The following is a 20047-nucleotide window of genomic DNA, read 5'->3' as shown; positions in this document are numbered from 1 at the left end:
CTTAGAGACTATGAGGTTGATAGGTCCGAGGTGGAAGCGTGGTGACACGTGGAGCTGACGGATACTAATAGATCGAGGACTTAACTAACTTAATTTGATTGTCGTTTGTTTACTCTTATTTAGTTTTCAGGGTATAAACCCTAAAAGCGTTCAAGGATGTTCTGTTAAAACCGTCCACGTCCTGTGTACAACACAGAACTACATACATCCTGTATGCATGTCTGGTGATGATGGCGAGAAGGTCACACCTGTTCCCATACCGAACACAGAAGTTAAGCTTCTCAGCGCCGATGGTAGTTAGGGCATTGCCCTTGCAAGAGTAGGACGTTGCCAGGCAAAAAAACCAAGGATTGACATAGTCAATTCTTGGTTTTTTTATTATCTTCTTTTTCACGATCACTAGCTAAAAAAAACATAGTATTGGTATACAAAAGTCTGAAGATGCATACAATTTGATTCCTAATGTAAATATAATTCAATCTTCATATTTACAATTACATATACAAAGTTGATAATATAAGTAAAAGAAGGGGTAATCAGATGAATGCAATCTTAGAGAATTTAATCGATGAAAACTTTCTTGTGATTTTAAGCCGTGTTCTAATTGCTTTATTATTATCTGGTTTGATTGGTTTTGAGAGGGAATTGAAAAATCACTCTGCAGGATTTCGTACACATATCTTAGTAGGTGTTGGCTCCTGTTTAATGATGTCTTTGTCACTCTTTGGTTTTGAAGCATATATTGATAAATTTGATAACGTTCGTTTTGATCCAGCTCGAATACCTTCTTATGTCATAAGTGGAATTGGATTTTTAGGAGCGGGAACAATTATGGTATTTGGAGGAACAATTAGAGGCTTAACTACAGCTGCATCAATTTGGGCAGTAGCTGGTCTTGGTCTTGTAGTAGGTGCAGGAATGTATGCTGTTGCCGTATTTACAACTCTTATTATTTTGTTAAGCTTAGTTTTTCTAAATAACTTTGAGAAACTGTTTACAAGGGGTAAGAGTTCTTTAGTAGTTGAAATTGTTTCCTATCCAAATCTACCAATTAATAAAGTAATATCCATATTTGAAAAAAGGGATCTTAAGATAAGAAAGGTAGAAGTAATAAAAGTTGAGAATAACTTAAGAAGTATATTTATTAAGGTTGAACGTAATGAAAACTTAAATCGAATTGAACTTTTTGATAATTTGTCTAGTATTGATGCTGTAAAGAGTGTTTCAGAAAGGTAATTCAGACTTCAAAGAATCCTGTACAAGATGTATGTGCAGGATTTTTTTGACCCAAATTACCTCATTACATTATTGGATTTATTATATATATATGATATTAAGAATAAAATCTAGATACATTGTTTTGTTTTTAATTAAATTGTCTAGAATAGAAGTAGTTGCATCTGATAAAAATTAAAGTATAATAATAGTATAGTCAAAGATAGTCAAAGTCAACTAAGCAGAAAGATTACTCTTGAAAACCAGGGGGGATCAAAATGAGCAATATTTCAGATGTTATTGAACAATATTTAAAAAGAGTATTAAAAGCGAAAGGGCAAGATGTAATTGAAATAAAGCGCAGTGAAATAGCAGATCAGTTTCAGTGCGTTCCTTCACAGATTAATTATGTTATTAATACCCGTTTTACTGTTGAAAAAGGTTATATTGTTGAAAGTAAGCGTGGTGGAGGCGGATATATTCGAATTATTCGCGTGAAGCATCAAGATAAATCAGAACTCATAGATGAAGTTATTCGGCTAATCAATCCAACGGTTACCCAACAGGCCGCTTTGGATGTACTAGAACGGCTCTTAGAAGAGAAAATTATTACCGAAAGAGAAGCAAAATTAATGGCTAACGCAATTGGAAGAGATACATTAGCATTCAAATTACCATTAAGGGATGAAATAAGAGCCCGAATCTTAACCTCTATGCTAACAACTTTGAAGTTCTTATAGGTTGGTTTTATTTTACGTTGAAGGGGGAAAAGGAATGGAGTGTCAAGAATGTCATCAAAGGCCTGCATCTTTACACTATACACAAGTGATTAACGGCCATAAAACAGAGATTCAAATTTGCGAAGTTTGTGCGAAAGAAAAAGGTTATATGACGTATCCTGAAGAAGGTTATTCGCTTCATAACTTGTTAACTGGTTTATTTAACTTTGATTCTAACCATGTCGGTTCACCTAACAATCCTTTAAAAAAGGAAAAAGAGTTAGAATGTACAAAGTGTGGACTTACTTTAACGCAGTTTAAACAAATTGGAAAATTTGGTTGTGGTGAGTGTTATCATGCTTTTTCATCAAGTCTTAATCCTATTTTTCGTCGTGTTCATAGTGGTAATACAGAACACCGTGGAAAAATTCCAAAACGAAAAGGTGGCAGCTTACATCTAAAAAAACAAATAGCTACCTATAAGTCCCAATTACAAGATTTAATTATTAATGAAGAATTTGAACAAGCTGCTGTAGTACGGGACAAAATAAAGGATCTGGAAAATAAGATTACAGAAGCAGGTGATAGCAAGTGACACTTGAACGTTTCATGAATGAAGCAATAAGTCCATGGATGCGAGAAGAAGGGCCAGACCATGATATTGTTCTAAGTAGTCGTATTCGTTTAGCGCGAAATTTTGCGGATATGCCATTTCCTATATTAGCAGAACAAAAAGATTTAGAGGATATACGAACCTTTTTTAAAGAGGAATATGAACACCAATCTTTTGGTGAATATACCAACTTTGAATTTATCTCTATTCGTGATTTAACAGCAATTGAAAAAAGCGTATTAGTTGAAAAACATTTAATCAGCCCGTTTTTAGCAAAGCGCGAAGGAGCGGCGGCCGCCTTAATCTCTGAGAACGAGCAAGTTTCTGTCATGATTAATGAAGAAGATCATATTCGTATTCAAGTCTACTTCCCAGGATTACAATTAACAAAGACATTGAATCGGGCGTTAGAATTTGATGATTGGATAGAAGAGAAAGTAAATTATGCTTTTGACGAATCAAGGGGTTTTTTAACTAGTTGTCCAACGAATGTAGGTACCGGTATGCGTGCCTCTGTTATGATGCATCTTCCGGCCCTTGCCATGACGAAACAAATCAATCGTATGATGCCGGCTATTAATCAACTTGGATTAGTAGTTCGAGGAATCTATGGAGAGGGTAGTGAGGCATTAGGGAATATCTTTCAAATCTCTAATCAAATTACATTAGGAAAAGCAGAAGAGCATATTATTGAGGATTTAGAAAGTGTTGTACAGCAATTAATAGAGCATGAACGAAAAGCTAGAACGAGAATATTGGAACAGTCTGGAATTGAACTAGAAAATCGCATTTTCCGTTCGTATGGAGTTTTACAGTATAGTAGAATCATTGAATCAAAAGAAGCAGCAAGATGTTTGTCCAATGTACGTCTTGGTATTGATTTAGGAATCATTAAAAACGTTTCACGTAATATACTTAATGAACTAATGGTTTTAACACAACCTGGTTTCTTGCAGCATTATGCTAAAAAAACATTAACTGCAAAAGAAAGAGATATACTTAGAGCATCTTTAATTCGTGAACGATTACAAATTGAGGAATAGGTAGGAGGAAATCATATATGATGTTTGGACGTTTTACTGAAAGAGCACAAAAGGTCTTAGCACTTTCACAAGAAGAAGCTGTCAGACTAGGTCATAATAATATTGGTACTGAACATATTTTGCTAGGATTAGTGCGAGAAGGGGAAGGAATAGCAGCAAAGGCTTTGGAGTCTTTGGGGCTTGAGGTTGCTAAAATTCAAGAAGAAGTAGAAAAGTTAATTGGAACTGGTAAACAACCAATGCAAACGATTCACTATACACCGAGAGCTAAAAAGGTTGTTGAACTTTCACAAGATGAAGCAAGAAAACTAGGACATTCTTATGTTGGTACGGAACATATTCTCCTTGGTTTAATTCGTGAAGGAGAAGGAGTGGCAGCGCGTGTTTTAAATAATCTAGGTGTAAGTTTAAATAAAGCACGACAGCAGGTACTTCAGTTATTAGGAAGTAATGAGTCACAAGCCGGGAGACAAGGACGTGGGCAAGCTTCAAGTGCAAATACTCCTACACTAGATTCATTAGCACGTGACTTAACAGTTAGTGCCAAGGAAGGTAATATTGATCCAGTTATAGGTAGAAGTAAAGAAATTGAACGAGTTATTCAAGTACTTAGCCGTCGCACGAAGAATAATCCAGTATTAATTGGAGAACCAGGAGTTGGAAAAACTGCTGTTGCAGAAGGATTAGCACAACAAATAATTGATAATGAAGTTCCAGAGACTTTACGTGATAAACGAGTGATGACGTTAGATATGGGTACTGTAGTAGCAGGTACGAAATATCGTGGGGAATTTGAGGATCGTTTGAAAAAGGTTATGGAAGAAATTCGGCAAGCAGGTAACATTATTCTCTTTATCGATGAGTTACACACTCTAATAGGTGCTGGTGGAGCAGAAGGTGCGATTGATGCATCTAACATCTTAAAACCATCTTTAGCACGTGGAGAATTACAATGTATCGGGGCAACGACGTTAGAAGAATATCGTAAGTATATTGAAAAAGATGCTGCTTTAGAGAGAAGATTCCAGCCTATTCAAGTGGATGAACCGACTCTAGACGAAACAATTCAAATTTTAAAAGGACTTCGTGATCGTTACGAAGCTCATCATCGCGTTACAATTACAGATGAAGCTATTGAAGCAGCTGCAAAGTTATCCGATCGCTATATAACAGACCGTTTCCTTCCAGATAAAGCTATTGATCTTATTGATGAAGCTGGATCAAAAGTAAGGTTACGATCTTATACGATACCACCAAATTTAAAAGACTTAGAACTTAAATTAGAAGAAGTGAGAAAAGAAAAGGATGCTGCAGTACAGAGTCAAGAGTTTGAAAAGGCAGCTTCATTAAGAGATTCTGAACAACGTCTACGTGAAGAATTAGAAACAACAAAGAATGAGTGGAAAGAAAAGCAAGGTCAAGAAGATTCTCAAGTTACAGTTGAAGATATCGCAAGTATTGTATCTGTCTGGACTGGTGTTCCAGTTTCTAAACTAACCAAAGATGAGAGTGAACGTTTACTTAATTTAGAAGAGGTACTTCATGATCGAATTATTGGGCAAGAAGAGGCAGTTAAAGCAATCGCAAAAGCAATCAGAAGAGCTAGAGCTGGTCTTAAAGATCCAAAGCGACCAATTGGTTCTTTTATCTTCTTAGGCCCAACAGGAGTAGGTAAAACAGAATTAGCAAGAGCATTAGCAGAGGCAATGTTTGCTGATGAAGATGCAATGATTCGAATAGATATGTCTGAATACATGGAGAAACATTCGACTTCTAGACTTGTAGGATCCCCTCCAGGATATGTAGGTTATGAAGAAGGTGGGCAATTAACAGAGAAAGTACGAAGAAAACCATATTCTGTTGTTTTACTAGATGAAATTGAAAAGGCCCATCCTGAAGTATTTAATATATTATTACAAGTATTAGAAGATGGACGACTAACAGATTCTAAGGGACGCGTGGTAGATTTCCGTAATACGGTTGTCATTATGACTTCTAATGTTGGTGCTAGTGAATTAAAACGGAATAAGTATGTAGGGTTTAATCTCGATGATGAATCCAAAGACTATTCTAATATGAAAACAAAAGTAATGGATGAATTGAAAAAAGCATTCCGACCAGAATTCTTAAATCGTATTGATGAAACTATTGTGTTCCATTCCTTAGAGAAGAAACATATGAAATCTATTGTAACATTAATGATAAAAGATGTTCAGAAACGATTAATTGAACAAGAAATCGACTTTAGTTTAACAGATAAGGCAATTGAAAAGATTGCTAATGAAGGATTTGATCCAGAGTATGGAGCAAGGCCATTACGCCGTTCCATTCAAAAGAATATTGAAGATTTATTATCTGAAGAACTATTAAAAGGTACTGTAACATTTGGTCAAAAAGTGAAAATTGGGCTCAATAATAAAGGGGAATTTATTATTTTGCCTTAGTAAATTCATCTTATTATCAGGAAAAACTAGAGGGAAATTCTCCTTCTAGTTTTTTTCAATAGCCAACAAGATTGCTATAATTCAATAATAAATGCGATACAAAATATGTGGCAGACTTTAGGTATTTATCACTAAAATGATAGATTCTTGTAACCATAAGAGGAAATAATACGTATATAATAGAGGTAGTAGTAAAAGCAGATATACTTTTTCTACTAGGAAGGGACTGAGTATTTGTGGCGAAAATAAAGACGAAATTTGTTTGCCAGGAATGTGGCTATGAGTCTGCAAAATGGATGGGGAAATGTCCCGGTTGTAATAATTGGAATAGCTTTGTTGAAGAAACATCAATTACAGGAAAACAGTCAAGGCATACATTCAGTGGAGTAACGACAGCAGGAAGTAAACCAGAGAAAATTACTTCTATCGCTTCACAAAAAGAACCACGCATTACCACTAATCTTAAAGAATTAAACCGTGTACTTGGTGGAGGAGTTGTTCCTGGATCACTAGTTTTAATTGGAGGCGATCCCGGAATAGGGAAGTCCACATTACTATTACAGGTATCTTCACAACTTGCGGAAAAGAATTTACCAGTATTGTATATATCGGGTGAGGAATCACCAAAACAGACAAAGCTTCGTGCGGATCGTTTAGGTGTAAGTTCTGATTTGCTATATGTATTATCAGAAACAAATTTACTTAGTATCACTCATCATATCGAGCAATTAAAACCTTCACTAGTTATTATTGATTCAATTCAAACTATCTATCGTGAAGAAGTAACTAGTGCACCTGGAAGTGTTTCACAAGTTAGGGAGTGTACAAGTGAATTAATGCGAATTGCTAAAACTAGTGGGATTCCTATATTTATTGTTGGCCATGTTACAAAAGAAGGAGCAATTGCAGGTCCAAGACTTCTTGAACATATGGTTGATACTGTTCTTTACTTTGAAGGTGAGAGACATCATACGTATCGAATCTTACGTGGAGTTAAGAATAGGTTCGGTAGCACCAACGAGATGGGAATTTTTGAAATGAAAGAAGAAGGGTTAAGGGAAGTCTTAAATCCATCCGAGATATTTTTAGAAGAACGTTCGGAAGGTTCGGCAGGATCAACAGTTGTTGCATCAATGGAAGGGACAAGACCTGTTCTTGTGGAGATTCAAGCATTAATTTCTCCATCGAGCTTTGGAAACCCTAGAAGGATGGCTACCGGTATTGATCATAATCGTGTATCGCTATTAATGGCTGTGTTAGAAAAAAGGGTCGGCTTAATGTTACAAAATCAAGACGCATATATTAAAGTTGCTGGAGGAGTAAAGCTAGACGAGCCTGCTATTGATTTAGCAACAGCAATTAGTATTGCTTCGAGTTTTAGAGATATTCCTACGAGACCAGATGACATTTTTATTGGAGAAGTTGGATTGACGGGTGAAATAAGACGTGTATCCCGTATTGAACAGCGTGTACAAGAAGCGGCTAAGTTAGGGTTTAAACGAGTAATTTGTCCTGAAAATAATTTGGATGGTTGGACTTATCCAAAAGGTATCCAAGTGATTGGAGTAAAATCAATTCAAGAGGCACTAAATATTGGTGTACCGAGATAGTAGATTTACAAGAACACAAGAAATTTGTCGAATTTTGATTGACTTGTATATATGTGTGTGATAAAATTTAAGTTTTTGACAATTTGATTGTTTGCTAATCCTGTGCTATGATTGTGAAGTAACATTCAATAGGGATACAGGTTAAAATGTAAAATTTACTCTTCATAATAAAATGATTCTAAGTGAATCTCTGTCTGAAAAATTAATGGTTATTTTTTCAAGTTAATAGGCAATAATAATGATTAGGAGGTGACAGTGGTGCTGAAAAAGATTGTACATTTGTTTTTTATTATTTCAGGGGGTACCATTGGGTATTTATATATCCCTTACATTATTAGGCTATTAGATTTTAATGTATCTTGGGTCGAATCACCATATTTGGGTGTTGCAATAGGTGCAATTATATTTTTTGTTATTTCATTTTGGCTAGCTGATTATATTGTTGATTTTTTAAGATGGATAGAAGAAGGACTAGTCAAAATACCAATTGGTGATTTAATATTTGGAAGCCTTGGATTAATTATTGGGTTAGTAATTGCATTTTTAATTAATTTACCGATACAAGAAATTACTAATATAGAATTTGTTTCTAAGGTGATTCCTCTATTTGTAACAATTCTGCTCGGGTATTTCGGTTTCCAAGTTGGATTTCGTAGACGAGATGAGTTATTAAATCTACTAAGCCTTAACCGTAAAGAAAAGAAAAAAAGTACAAATGATCAAGACAGTGTAGAATCAAGTGAACCACGTCCTAAAATACTAGACACTAGTGTTATTATTGATGGACGGATTGCGGATATTTGTCAAACTAGCTTTCTAGAGGGGACGATTATTATTCCTCAGTTTGTACTAGGAGAATTACAACATATTGCTGACTCATCAGATGTTTTAAAACGTAACAGAGGCAGAAGAGGATTGGACGTATTAAACAGAATTCAAAAAGAATTACCTATTAAAGTAGAAATCTATGAAGGTGACTTTGAAGAAATTCATGAAGTTGATAGTAAGTTAATTAAACTCGCTAAAGTAATAGATGGCATAGTTGTTACTAATGATTTTAATTTAAATAAAGTATGTGATTTACAAGGTGTTCATGTATTGAATATTAATGATCTGGCTAATGCGGTGAAACCAGTAGTGTTACCAGGTGAAGAACTAATGGTTCAAGTTATTAAAGACGGAAAAGAACAAAATCAAGGGATTGCATATCTTGATGATGGAACAATGATTGTTGTGGAAGAAGGCAGAAATTATATTGGAAAAACGATTGAAGTACTCATAACTAGTGTTCTACAAACTTCTGCTGGCCGCATGATCTTCGCGAAACCAAAATTACTTGAAAAAGCACTGTAAAAAAGGTATAACTTATATTGGACATTAACTTAAATGAAGTGATAACAGATAATGTTATCACTTTTTGTTATAATAATAAGGGTAATATTAATCGATAGAAAATCAACTAAAAAGGAAGAGGCAAAACATGACTAAAGAAGTTCGTGTGCGCTATGCACCAAGTCCAACAGGACATTTACATATTGGTAATGCTCGGACAGCATTATTTAATTATTTGTATGCGAAACATTTTGATGGAAAATTCATCATCCGAATCGAAGACACTGATGATAAGCGTAATGTTGAAGGCGGAGAAGAAAGTCAACTAACCTACTTAAAATGGTTAGGTATTGAGTGGGACGAAGGAGCAGATATAGGAGGAAACTACGGACCATACCGCCAGATGGAACGTCTAGATATTTATAATAAACATGTTGATCAGCTTTTAGAAAAAGGACTAGCATATAAATGCTATATGACAGAAGAAGAATTAGAAGCTGAAAGAGAAGAACAAATTGCAAATGGACTACCACCAAAATATGCAGGAAAGCATCGTGATTTAACACCAGAACAAATTGCAGCATTTGAAGCGGAAGGGCGTAAACCAAGTATTCGTTTCCGTGTTCCTGAACAAGTAACCTATACATTTAGTGATATTGTTCGTGGGGATATTAATTTTGAATCGAGTGATTTTGGTGATTGGGTAATTGTGAAGAAAAATGGAGTTCCGACATATAATTTTGCAGTAGCTATTGATGATCATTTAATGGGAATATCTCATGTGTTACGTGGAGAGGAACACATTTCAAATACTCCGAAACAATTAATGGTTTATGATGCATTTGGTTGGGAACCACCAGCATTTGGACACATGACATTAATCTTAAATGAAGACCGTAAGAAGTTAAGTAAACGTGACTCTCATATCATTCAGTTTATCGAGCAATATAAAAATCTTGGATTCCTACCTGAAGCATTATTTAACTTTATTACCCTTCTTGGTTGGTCTCCAGTTGGGGAAGAAGAGATCTTTACAAAGGATAAACTAATTGAAATCTTTGATCCAGAAAGATTATCGACTTCGCCAGCAATTTTTGATGTAAATAAATTGAAATGGATGAATGGTGAATATATAAAAGCGGCAGAATTAGAAAAAGTAATAGAACTTGCGTTACCACATCTAATTGAAGCTGGAAAACTTCCGGAAAATATGGATGCAACAACAAGCGAATGGGCAGAAAAAGTTATTGGACTATACCATGAGCAGTTGCGCTATGGAGAAGAAATCGTTGAGTTAACTAAAATGTTCTTTACAAAAGAAGTAGAACTAGACGAAGCTGCTAAGGCAGTACTCGCGGAAGAACAAGTTCCTGAAGTATTACAAGTGTTTACAGACAAATTAATCCATCTAGATGAGTTTAATAAAGACACTATTAAAGATCAAATTAAAGCTACACAAAAAGAAACAGGTCACCGTGGTAAAAAATTATTCATGCCAATTCGTGTAGCTACATCAGGTCAGACACATGGCCCGGAATTACCATTAGCGATTGAACTACTTGGAAAAGAAACAATCGTCCAACGCTTAGACAACCTATTAAAAGAATTAGGAGCATAAAACTTAGTTCTATTGTTCTTTTGTAAAAGCAGTGCATTAGTGAGTAAATAACTTTAAGTGTATTCGAACTACGGATTTCAAAGAGGAAGTCTATCCGAAAAAAATGAGCGAACTGATTCACATTTCACCCTAACTGTAATATAGTATTAATAATCAATACATGAACGTTGATAAGGGAAAGTAATAGTTAACTAATTACACAGAGAGAACCACCATGGCTGGAAGTGGTTTTAATTACTAACTATGAAGTGCCCCTTGGAGTCTGTTATGGAAATTTAGTTAGTACATAACAGCGGTTCTCTACCGTTATAAGAGTACAAGTTGGAAGTGGAAGGACCTCTTCAAACAGAGTGGAACCGCGCTAGAAGCGTCTCTGTGTATTTTACACAAGGACGCTTCTTTTGTTTTATTTGAAAGATTTTTAACTTTAGGGGGGATGGACAATGGGGTTTTTTAAGCGAATGAAAGAAGACATGGATGTTGTCTTTGAACAAGATCCTGCAGCTAGAACCTATTTTGAGGTATTTTTAACTTATTCTGGATTACATGCAGTTTGGTCCCATCGAATTGCACATGCCTTTTATAAACGAAAGTTATTCTTTATTGCACGAACGATTTCTCAAATAAGCCGATTTTTTACTGGAATTGAAATTCATCCAGGAGCTAAAATTGGTAGACGTTTCTTTATTGACCACGGTATGGGGGTTGTTATTGGAGAAACGTGTGAAATTGGAGATAATGTTACTGTCTTTCAAGGGGTAACTTTAGGCGGGACAGGTAAAGAGAAGGGGAAGCGCCATCCCACTGTTAAAGATAATGCATTAATTGCATCAGGAGCAAAAGTGCTAGGATCTATTACAGTAGGAGAAAATGCAAAGATTGGGGCTGGCTCAGTTGTATTAAAAGATGTTCCCGATAATTCTACCGTTGTTGGAATTCCAGGAAAAGTTGTTGTTCAAGATGGAAAGAGGGTAAGTCGTGATTTGGAACATCACAAATTACCAGACCCAATTGAAGATAAATGTATTGCCTTACAGAAGCAAATTGATCTATTAAAAGAAGAAATTGCGATGATGAAGGAAGGGAAATAATAATGGTAGTCTCAATTTATAATACATTAACTAGAGAAAAAGAAGAATTTAGACCGATTGAAGAGGGTAAAGTCCGTATGTATGTATGTGGACCAACTGTTTATAACTATATTCATATTGGCAACGCTCGTCCAGCAGTTGTTTTTGATACAGTTAGAAGATATTTAGAATATAAAGGTTATGATGTTAATTATGTTCTTAATTTTACGGATGTAGATGACAAAATCATTAATCGGGCAAATGAACTAGGGGAAGATGTTTTTGCGGTTTCCGACCGGTATATAGATGCATACTTAGAAGATGTTTCTAAGTTAGGAGTTAAAAAGGCAACTCATAATCCTAGAGTAACAAACACGATGCAAGAGATTATTGCATTTATTGGTAGTTTGATTGAAAAGGGATATGCCTATGAAGCGGGAGGAGACGTTTACTTTAAGCCAAGGGCATTTGAAGGTTATGGTAAGCTTTCGCATCAATCCATTGATGAATTACGATCTGGAGCTAGAATTCAAATTGGTGAGAAAAAAGAAGATCCATTAGACTTTGCTTTATGGAAAGGGGCAAAGGAAGGAGAAATATCATGGGATTCTCCATGGGGAAAAGGACGTCCTGGTTGGCATATTGAGTGCTCTGCTATGGCCAAGAAGTATCTAGGAGAAACAATTGACATTCATGCAGGGGGACAGGATTTAACATTTCCGCATCATGAAAATGAGATTGCGCAGTCAGAAGCAAATAATGGAAAGACCTTTGCTAACTATTGGATGCACAATGGGTATATTAATATTAACAATGAAAAAATGTCGAAGTCACTAGGGAATTTTGTACTTACAAGAGAGCTATTAGAACAACATGACCCAAATGTTATAAGGTTCTTCATGCTTAGTGTACATTATCGTAACCCAATTAACTTCTCCGAAGACCTATTAGAGTCGGCAAAAAACAGCTTGGATCGTGTAATAACAGCATATCAAAATCTAGGGCATCGTAAGTCATCAAGCACTAACTTAGATAAAGATCAACATCATTGGACGGAAAAAATAAATATATTGAAGCAGCGTTTTGAAGCAGAGATGGATGATGATTTTAATACTGCAAATGCTATTTCTGTGCTATTTGATTTAACAAAAGAAGCAAATGTTTATTTAAATGGTACTCATACATCGGAAAGTATCATTGCACTTTTCCAAGAAACGATGAAGTCCTTCCTAGAAATTTTAGGCGTTAATTTACAAAGTGAAAAGGAACTACTAGATGAAGAAATAGAGTCATTGATTGAAGAAAGAAATGAAGCGAGAAAATCTCGTAACTTTACTCGTGCAGATGAAATCCGGGACCTTTTAAAGGAAAAGAATATTATCTTAGAAGATACAGCACAAGGAGTAAGGTGGAAAAGGGGCTAATTTGTTTGGAAAAAGACATAAAACAAATGAAAAGTCTAGCCTTAGCCTATATGGGTGATGCTATCTATGAAGTATATGTAAGAGAGCATCTTTTAAAGAAGGGAACAGTTAAACCGAATCAACTTCACCAAGAAGCGATTACATTTGTTTCCGCAAAAGCACAAAGTAGTGTATTACTAGATTGGTTAGAGCGAGATATTTTAGATGATGAAGAAAAAAGTATTGTTTCTAGGGGACGGAATGCGAAATCGGGTTCTGTCCCTAGAAATACAAGTGTACAAACCTATCGCTATTCAACGGCTTTTGAAGCGCTTATTGGTTTCCACTATTTATCGAGTAATAATGTTCGATTAGAAGAGTTAATAAACTTAGCAATACAGTTTTTAGAGGGGAGGAAAGGTTAAATGGATCAAGAATTAATCATTGGTAAAAATCCCGTATTAGAAGCTTTAAAATCAGGAAGGTCAGTAAATAAAGTACTCATCTCTGATCAATTAAACTCTAATGCACAAAGTAAAATATTTCAGCTTAGTAAATCTGCAGGTACAATAGTTCAGAAAGTGCCTAAAAGTAAATTAGAACAAATTACTAACGGAAATCATCAAGGTGTTGTTGCATATGTTGCATCTTATCAATATGCATCTTTAGATGATTTGTTTTCAAGAGCAAATGCAAGAAATGAAGAACCGTTTTTTATCATACTTGATGAATTAGAGGATCCGCATAATTTAGGGTCCATATTACGTACAGCTGATGCAACGGGTGCGCATGGAGTTATTATTCCGAAAAGGCGATCGGTTGGATTAACAGCAACTGTAGCAAAGACAGCTGCAGGAGCTCTGGAACATATTCCTGTTGTACGAGTTACCAATATAGCAAATACAATTGACGAACTTAAAAAGAATAATGTTTGGGTAGTTGGGACAGAAGCAGAGGCAACAGAAGATTTTAGAAGACTCGATGGGGCAATTCCTATTGCTGTTGTTATTGGTAATGAGGGGAAAGGTATGAGTAGACTTGTTCGTGAGAAGTGTGATTGGACAGTAAGTTTGCCAATGAAGGGACAAGTTTCTTCCCTTAATGCTTCTGTAGCTTGCAGCTTATTACTGTATGAGGTTTATAGGAAAAGGTATCCAGTCGGTGAGTAGTCATGGTTGTACTAATAGTAGATGGCTATAATATTATTGGCGACTGGGAGGAATTAAAGCAGTTAAAGAAGAAGGATTTAAGTCAAGCTCGTGATCGCTTAATTGAATTAATGGCAGAGTACCAAGCTTATTCTGGAAGCAGAGTTATCATAGTGTTTGATGCATATTATGTACGTGGAATTGAGAGTAAATTAAAGCAGTTTAAAGTAGAGATTATTTATACAAAAGAAAAAGAAACAGCCGATGAGTGTATTGAAAGATTAGTTAAGAAACTGAAGAATGTAAAAACACAAGTGTATGTTGCAACCTCTGATTACACAGAGCAACGTGTTACCTTTGGACAAGGAGCATTAAGGAAGTCTGCAAGAGAGCTTTCCATAGAATTAGAAAACCTTGAACGTGAAATTACTAACGATGTAACAAAACATCAACAAAATAAGCCAAAATCAAAAATACCGTTAAATGATGAGATTTTAGCGACGTTTGAAAAATGGAGGAGAGGGAAGATGTAAAACTTACTTCTCTCTTTTTTTAGTAGTAACTATAAAATTTGTTAGAAAATTAAATTTATTGAGTTATTTAAACGCTTACTGTATAATGTTTGTAATAATTGTCTATTGGTCAAGGAGGCTTCCGAATGAACATCAAGCAATTAATTGGCGAAAATAATAAACTACAAACGCTTGATGATGATGAAATATTAGAGTTGATCCATCATGGAGATAATCAGGCATTAGATTATTTAATACATAAATATAAAAATTTTGTTCGAGCCAAAGCTAGAACCTATTTCTTAATAGGTGCAGACAAAGAAGATATAATTCAAGAAGGAATGATAGGCTTATATAAAGCAATTCGCGATTATAATGAGGACAAGCAAACCTCTTTCAAAGCTTTTGCTGAATTATGTATTACTAGGCAGATAATTACGGCAATTAAAACGGCAACTAGGCAAAAGCACATTCCGTTAAATTCTTATGTATCGTTGGACAAGCCTATATATGATGAAGAGTCAGATAGAACATTGTTAGATGTTATCGCGGGTTCTTCTGAGATAGATCCCCAAGAGTTGCTTATTAATCAAGAAAAGTTCGGGGATATGGAACTTAAACTGTCTGAATTATTAAGTGAGTTTGAAAAAGAAGTTTTACACCTATACCTGGAAGGAAAAACTTATCAAGAGATATCCGTTGAATTAAATAGACATGTAAAGTCAATAGACAATGCCCTACAGCGAGTTAAGCGGAAATTAGAACAGTTGATGGAAACAAGTGAAGTCAGCATGTAGTGCATTGACACAAATGGACAACCATGCTACATTTAAAAGAGAAAAATACCCGGAATACGGGGTGGAATTAGTGAATAAAAAGATAATTTTATCGTGTGCAATTTGTTCTAGCAGGAATTATTCAACTAGTAAGAATGTATCCACACAATCTAACCGCATGGAAGTGCGTAAGTATTGCAAGAATTGTGGGCAACATACATTGCATCGCGAAACTAAATAAATTTGTTTAAGAGAACAAAAGACGACGCATCTTCAAGGCCTTAGTTTGGGGGGGTACTGTATGTTTAACTTTTTAAAAAATGTATCTAGAGAAATGAAAAAGGTAAGTTGGCCAAAAGGAAAAGAGCTTACAAGCTATACAGTAGTAGTTATCTCTACTGTGATCTTTATGGCAGTTTTCTTTGGCGTAGTTGATCTAGGGATTTCTGAAGTGTTAAACTTATTTTTTGAATAAATTTCCTATTATTATGCTATAATGAGAAATGAATAACGAAAATTTTAAAAACCCGAGCAACACGGGTTTTTTTAATATGATTTTTTTGAGGTTTCTTTAAATTTCGCCTATAAAGGGAGGGAAGGGCAAGTCTATTTGTCCTATGTAATGGAGAAAAATTGGTATGTAATTCATACGTATTCAGGATATGAAAACAAAGTTAAAAACAACTTGGAAAAACGAGTTGAAACAATGGGAATGGAAGACAAGATTTTCCGTGTAATCGTTCCAGAAGAGGAAGAAACAGAAATAAAAAATGGTAAAAAGAAAGTACTTAAGAAAAAAGTATTCCCTGGTTATGTACTAGCAGAGATGATTATGACGGACGATTCTTGGTATGTAGTGAGAAATACTCCCGGGGTAACTGGATTTATTGGTTCGAGTGGTGGGGGAACAAAACCTACACCCCTAATGCCAGGTGAAGCAGAGGCTATCCTGAAACGAATGGGTATGGCTGAACCTGTTCTACAAGTTGACTTCGAATTAAAAGAAAATGTTCGAGTAGCAGAAGGTCCTTTTGCGAACTTTACTGGCACCATTGAACATATTGATACAGATAAACAAAAAGTAAAAGTACATGTCAATATGTTTGGAAGAGAAACTCCAGTAGAACTAGACTTTACTCAAGTAGAAAAGTTATAGTAGTTATTAATAAGGTTAGTGGGAAAATCGAAAAAAGACATATTCACATACTTGCATTTTTTTTCGATTCGTGCTAAACTTCTTTTGTTATTCATGCCCTGATATAAACAGGAGTAATGAAACCTGAGTGGGAGGGGAAAATCCCCAATTACCACATCACGGACTTTAAGGAGGTGTGTCTCGTGGCTAAAAAAGTTATCAAATTAGTGAAATTGCAAATTCCAGCTGGTAAAGCTAATCCAGCTCCACCGGTGGGACCTGCGCTTGGTCAAGCTGGTGTAAATATTATGGGATTCTGTAAGGAATTCAACGCACGAACACAGGATCAAGCTGGTTTAATTATTCCGGTTGAAATCACTGTATTCGAAGACCGTTCATTCACATTTATTACGAAAACTCCACCTGCAGCTGTATTACTTAAAAAAGCAGCTGGTTTAGACTCAGGATCTGGAGAGCCTAATAAAAACAAAGTTGCGACTTTGAAACGTGATAAAGTAAGAGAAATTGCAGAAACTAAAATGCCTGACCTAAATGCTGCTGATGTAGAAGCGGCTATGCGTATGGTTGAAGGAACTGCACGTAGTATGGGTATTGTTATCGAAGACTAATACTCATTACATGTTTATGAATTGATGGTTGCGGTGATGGTCTTCCGTTTCGCGCAACCTTTTTCATGAAAACAATTTACTGAAGTAGTAGATTGTATCGTAAGCTTTATAAAAGCTCTAGTTTTGAGCTTTTATAAGTGGGAGGTACTACCGTTATTACCACATTAGAGGAGGAAATAAATAATGGCTAAAAGAGGAAAAAGATATCAAGAAGCTGCAAAGCTAATTGATCGTTCTAAGTCTTATGATATAAATGAAGCTGTTAGCTTGTTAAAAGAAACAGCAAAAGCAAAATTTGATGAAACTGTTGAAGTTGCTTTCCGTCTAGGAGTAGATCCTAAGAAAGCAGATCAACAAATCCGTGGTGCGATGGTATTGCCAAACGGAACTGGAAAAACTCAACGTGTTCTAGTGTTTGCTAAAGGTGAAAAACTAAAAGAAGCAGAAGCGGCTGGAGCAGATTATGTTGGAGATCAAGATTTAATCAATAAGATCAACCAAGGTTGGTTCGAATTTGATGTTATCGTTGCTACTCCAGACATGATGGCTGAAGTTGGTAAACTTGGTCGTGTATTAGGACCTAAAGGTTTAATGCCAAACCCTAAAACGGGTACAGTTACATTTGATGTAGAAAAAGCTGTGAAAGAAATTAAAGCTGGTAAGGTTGAATATCGTGTTGATAAGCAATCTAACATCCATGTGCCAATTGGCAAAATTTCTTTCGATAACGAGAAACTTGTTGAGAACTTTAAAGCGCTTGTTGAAACTATTGTTAAAGTTAAACCACAAGCAGCTAAAGGTACTTACATGAAGAATGTGGCGATCACTTCTACAATGGGTCCTGGAATCAAAGTTGATGTTTCAGACTACCGTTAATTGGTAATTGACTTATCTGATTAACTTCGGTATAATTCTTTTTGTTGATTAAATAAATACGTTGTACCGTAGACAGTAGGTGCGTATTCGCTTAATATCCTGCCGAGGTGTTTGAAACAAGTGTGAATTTGTTTTTTACGAGCCTTCATGTCTACATGAAGGCTCTTTTTAGTAAATAGAACCCGAACGGTATAATGGATAAACTAACGGGAGGTGGAACAATGTCAAAAGTAATGGAAAAAAAGAAACAACTAGTACAAGAAATCGCAGATAAATTCCGCGATAGCCAATCAACTATTTTAGTTGATTACCGTGGTCTAAACGTTGCTGAGGTAACTGAGCTTCGTAAACAATTACGTGATGCTGGTGTTGAGTTTAAAGTTTACAAAAACACAATGTCCCGTCGTGCTGCTGATGATGCTAACTTAAGTGAGTTAAATGAATCTTTAGTTGGACCTACAGCAATCGCTTTTAGTAAGGATGATGTAATTGCTCCTGCAAAAGTTATTGCTAACTTCGCTAAAGAGCATGATGCATTAGAAATTAAAGCTGGTGTATTAGAAGGTAAAATGGTTTCTCTTGAGCAAATCAAGGAACTTGCAGACCTACCGAATTACGAAGGTATGCTTTCTATGCTTCTCAGCGTACTACAAGCACCAATCCGCAATTTTGCACTTGCTACAAAAGCAGTTGCAGAACAGAAAGAAGAACAAGGCGCATAAGTTGATTGTTAATCAACAACCTGGTCTTACGATAATATAATTATAAAAAAATTAGGAGGAACAATAATGACTAAAGAGCAAATTATCGACGCTATTAAAGAAATGTCCGTTCTAGATTTAAATGATCTAGTTAAAGCTATTGAAGAAGAATTCGGAGTAACTGCTGCAGCACCTGTTGCTGTTGCTGGAGCTGCTGCTGGTGGAGCTGCTGAAGAACAAACTGAATTTGATGTTGTACTTGAAAGTGCAGGAGCATCTAAAATCAAAGTTGTTAAAGCAGTTCGCGAAATCACTGGTCTTGGTCTAAAAGACGCTAAAGATTTAGTAGATAACGCACCTAAAGCAGTTAAAGAAGGCGTTTCTAAAGACGAAGCTGAAGAAGTTAAAGCTAAGCTTGAAGAAGCAGGCGCAACTGTTGCAGTTAAATAATTTATAATAAAAATGAAGAGCTCGTCGTAATTATTCGGCGAGCTCTACATGTACATACTCATGAATCTTCTATATATTACATACTAAACAAAGTAGGTGCCCAAATGACTGAGCATTACTTTTCACAAAAACCCCAATCAAAAAGTTCACCCAAACATTGGAATTACAGATTAAGAGGAAAAAACTACATATTTACTAGTGATGTCGGCGTGTTTTCTAAAAATGAAGTTGATTTTGGGTCGAGATTACTAATCGAAACATTTACCCCACCTGAAATTCCGGGAGATGTATTAGACATGGGGTGTGGCTATGGGCCTATTGGGATTAGTCTTGCTGATTTAATGAACGAACGCATAATTGTTATGTCAGATGTTAACCAACGTGCTTTAGCGCTAGCTGAAACCAACGCAAAACAAAACAATATTTCTAATGTGGAGTTTGTTCTGAGTGATCAGTTTGATGGTCTCAAAGGTCGAGAGTTCGCTGCTGTTTTAACGAATCCCCCGATTCGTGCAGGGAAGAAAGTGGTACATGGTATCTTTGAAAGTAGTCAGTTGAGTTTAAGAGATGGTGGAGAGTTGTGGGTTGTTATACAAAAGAAACAAGGTGCTCCATCAGCTGTTGATAAATTGGAAAGTTTGTTTGGAAACTGTGAGATTATCACAAGGAGCAAAGGATACTATATATTACGCTCAATAAAAGGTTGACTTCAATAGTTGAGTTGTGATAATATAATAAAATGCTAATATGGGG

22 protein-coding genes, 2 rRNA genes and 2 other annotated features are annotated in these 20047 nt (G+C 35.6%); all 24 genes read left to right on the top strand.

Going from position 1 to position 20047, the window contains the following annotated elements:
• A 23S ribosomal RNA gene (locus IEV35_RS17145) occupies positions 1–88 on the top strand; the annotation flags it as partial.
• Between the two features lie 132 nt (positions 89–220).
• Positions 221–336: ribosomal RNA gene (rrf, locus tag IEV35_RS17140) — 5S ribosomal RNA — on the top strand.
• 204 nt (positions 337–540) lie between these two features.
• Positions 541–1236: an MgtC/SapB family protein gene (locus tag IEV35_RS17135; protein WP_188385872.1), complete on the top strand. Its 696-nt coding sequence runs from the start codon at positions 541–543 to the stop codon at positions 1234–1236.
• A gap of 257 nt (positions 1237–1493) precedes the next feature.
• The gene (locus tag IEV35_RS17130; RefSeq protein WP_188385871.1) at positions 1494–1955 is read left to right on the top strand and encodes a CtsR family transcriptional regulator; all 462 of its coding nucleotides are present in this window, start codon (positions 1494–1496) and stop codon (positions 1953–1955) included.
• 34 nt (positions 1956–1989) lie between these two features.
• Positions 1990–2529, top strand: coding sequence for a protein-arginine kinase activator protein McsA (mcsA, locus tag IEV35_RS17125; RefSeq protein ID WP_188385870.1), 540 nt, complete (start codon positions 1990–1992; stop codon positions 2527–2529).
• Positions 2526–3590 (top strand): protein-arginine kinase McsB, encoded by a 1065-nt coding sequence (mcsB, locus tag IEV35_RS17120; protein WP_188385869.1) that lies wholly within the window; start codon positions 2526–2528, stop codon positions 3588–3590. The genes mcsA and mcsB overlap by 4 nt, the downstream gene beginning before the upstream one ends.
• 17 nt (positions 3591–3607) lie before the next feature.
• Positions 3608–6034 (top strand): ATP-dependent protease ATP-binding subunit ClpC, encoded by a 2427-nt coding sequence (clpC, locus tag IEV35_RS17115; RefSeq protein ID WP_188385868.1) that lies wholly within the window; start codon positions 3608–3610, stop codon positions 6032–6034.
• 236 nt (positions 6035–6270) lie between these two features.
• Positions 6271–7644, top strand: coding sequence for a DNA repair protein RadA (gene radA / locus IEV35_RS17110; RefSeq protein WP_188385867.1), 1374 nt, complete (start codon positions 6271–6273; stop codon positions 7642–7644).
• A 258-nt stretch (positions 7645–7902) separates the two neighbouring features.
• The gene (locus IEV35_RS17105) at positions 7903–8997 is read left to right on the top strand and encodes a PIN/TRAM domain-containing protein (protein ID WP_188385866.1); all 1095 of its coding nucleotides are present in this window, start codon (positions 7903–7905) and stop codon (positions 8995–8997) included.
• 127 nt (positions 8998–9124) lie between these two features.
• Positions 9125–10594 (top strand): glutamate--tRNA ligase, encoded by a 1470-nt coding sequence (gltX, locus tag IEV35_RS17100; protein WP_188385865.1) that lies wholly within the window; start codon positions 9125–9127, stop codon positions 10592–10594.
• Positions 10595–10752: 158 nt separating this feature from the next.
• Positions 10753–10972: a binding site (T-box leader), on the top strand.
• Between the two features lie 65 nt (positions 10973–11037).
• Positions 11038–11685, top strand: coding sequence for a serine O-acetyltransferase (gene cysE / locus IEV35_RS17095; protein WP_188385864.1), 648 nt, complete (start codon positions 11038–11040; stop codon positions 11683–11685).
• Positions 11686–11687: 2 nt separating this feature from the next.
• Positions 11688–13088, top strand: a complete 1401-nt coding sequence (cysS, locus tag IEV35_RS17090) for a cysteine--tRNA ligase (protein WP_188385863.1) — start codon at positions 11688–11690, stop codon at positions 13086–13088.
• Between the two features lie 5 nt (positions 13089–13093).
• A complete protein-coding gene (locus IEV35_RS17085; RefSeq protein WP_308419802.1) occupies positions 13094–13492 on the top strand; it encodes a Mini-ribonuclease 3 in 399 nt (132 codons plus the stop codon).
• Positions 13493–14236 carry a 23S rRNA (guanosine(2251)-2'-O)-methyltransferase RlmB gene (rlmB, locus tag IEV35_RS17080; protein WP_188385862.1) on the top strand — a complete coding sequence of 248 codons (744 nt, stop codon included), beginning with the start codon at positions 13493–13495 and terminating at the stop codon, positions 14234–14236.
• A 2-nt stretch (positions 14237–14238) separates the two neighbouring features.
• Entirely contained in the window at positions 14239–14748 is a 510-nt protein-coding gene (locus tag IEV35_RS17075; protein ID WP_188385861.1) for an NYN domain-containing protein, read from the top strand.
• Positions 14749–14873: 125 nt separating this feature from the next.
• A complete protein-coding gene (sigH, locus tag IEV35_RS17070) occupies positions 14874–15524 on the top strand; it encodes an RNA polymerase sporulation sigma factor SigH (RefSeq protein ID WP_188385860.1) in 651 nt (216 codons plus the stop codon).
• Between the two features lie 70 nt (positions 15525–15594).
• Complete coding sequence (rpmG, locus tag IEV35_RS17065; protein WP_188385876.1) at positions 15595–15744, top strand: 50S ribosomal protein L33; 150 nt, start codon at positions 15595–15597, stop codon at positions 15742–15744.
• Between the two features lie 60 nt (positions 15745–15804).
• A complete protein-coding gene (secE, locus tag IEV35_RS17060; protein WP_188385859.1) occupies positions 15805–15978 on the top strand; it encodes a preprotein translocase subunit SecE in 174 nt (57 codons plus the stop codon).
• A 147-nt stretch (positions 15979–16125) separates the two neighbouring features.
• Complete coding sequence (gene nusG / locus IEV35_RS17055; RefSeq protein ID WP_188385858.1) at positions 16126–16659, top strand: transcription termination/antitermination protein NusG; 534 nt, start codon at positions 16126–16128, stop codon at positions 16657–16659.
• 182 nt (positions 16660–16841) lie between these two features.
• A complete protein-coding gene (gene rplK / locus IEV35_RS17050; protein ID WP_042145365.1) occupies positions 16842–17267 on the top strand; it encodes a 50S ribosomal protein L11 in 426 nt (141 codons plus the stop codon).
• A gap of 183 nt (positions 17268–17450) precedes the next feature.
• The gene (gene rplA / locus IEV35_RS17045; RefSeq protein ID WP_188385857.1) at positions 17451–18143 is read left to right on the top strand and encodes a 50S ribosomal protein L1; all 693 of its coding nucleotides are present in this window, start codon (positions 17451–17453) and stop codon (positions 18141–18143) included.
• Between the two features lie 48 nt (positions 18144–18191).
• Positions 18192–18321: a sequence feature (ribosomal protein L10 leader region), on the top strand.
• A gap of 43 nt (positions 18322–18364) precedes the next feature.
• Positions 18365–18865 (top strand): 50S ribosomal protein L10, encoded by a 501-nt coding sequence (gene rplJ, locus IEV35_RS17040; protein WP_188385856.1) that lies wholly within the window; start codon positions 18365–18367, stop codon positions 18863–18865.
• Positions 18866–18931: 66 nt separating this feature from the next.
• Entirely contained in the window at positions 18932–19294 is a 363-nt protein-coding gene (rplL, locus tag IEV35_RS17035) for a 50S ribosomal protein L7/L12 (RefSeq protein WP_188385855.1), read from the top strand.
• A gap of 104 nt (positions 19295–19398) precedes the next feature.
• Complete coding sequence (locus IEV35_RS17030; protein ID WP_188385854.1) at positions 19399–20001, top strand: class I SAM-dependent methyltransferase; 603 nt, start codon at positions 19399–19401, stop codon at positions 19999–20001.
• The last annotated feature ends 46 nt before the right edge of the window (positions 20002–20047 follow it).

The organism is Ornithinibacillus halotolerans (assembly GCF_014637405.1).
GTDB lineage: Bacteria > Bacillota > Bacilli > Bacillales > Amphibacillaceae > Ornithinibacillus > Ornithinibacillus halotolerans.
This window is presented reverse-complemented; position numbering and strand designations above follow the sequence as displayed.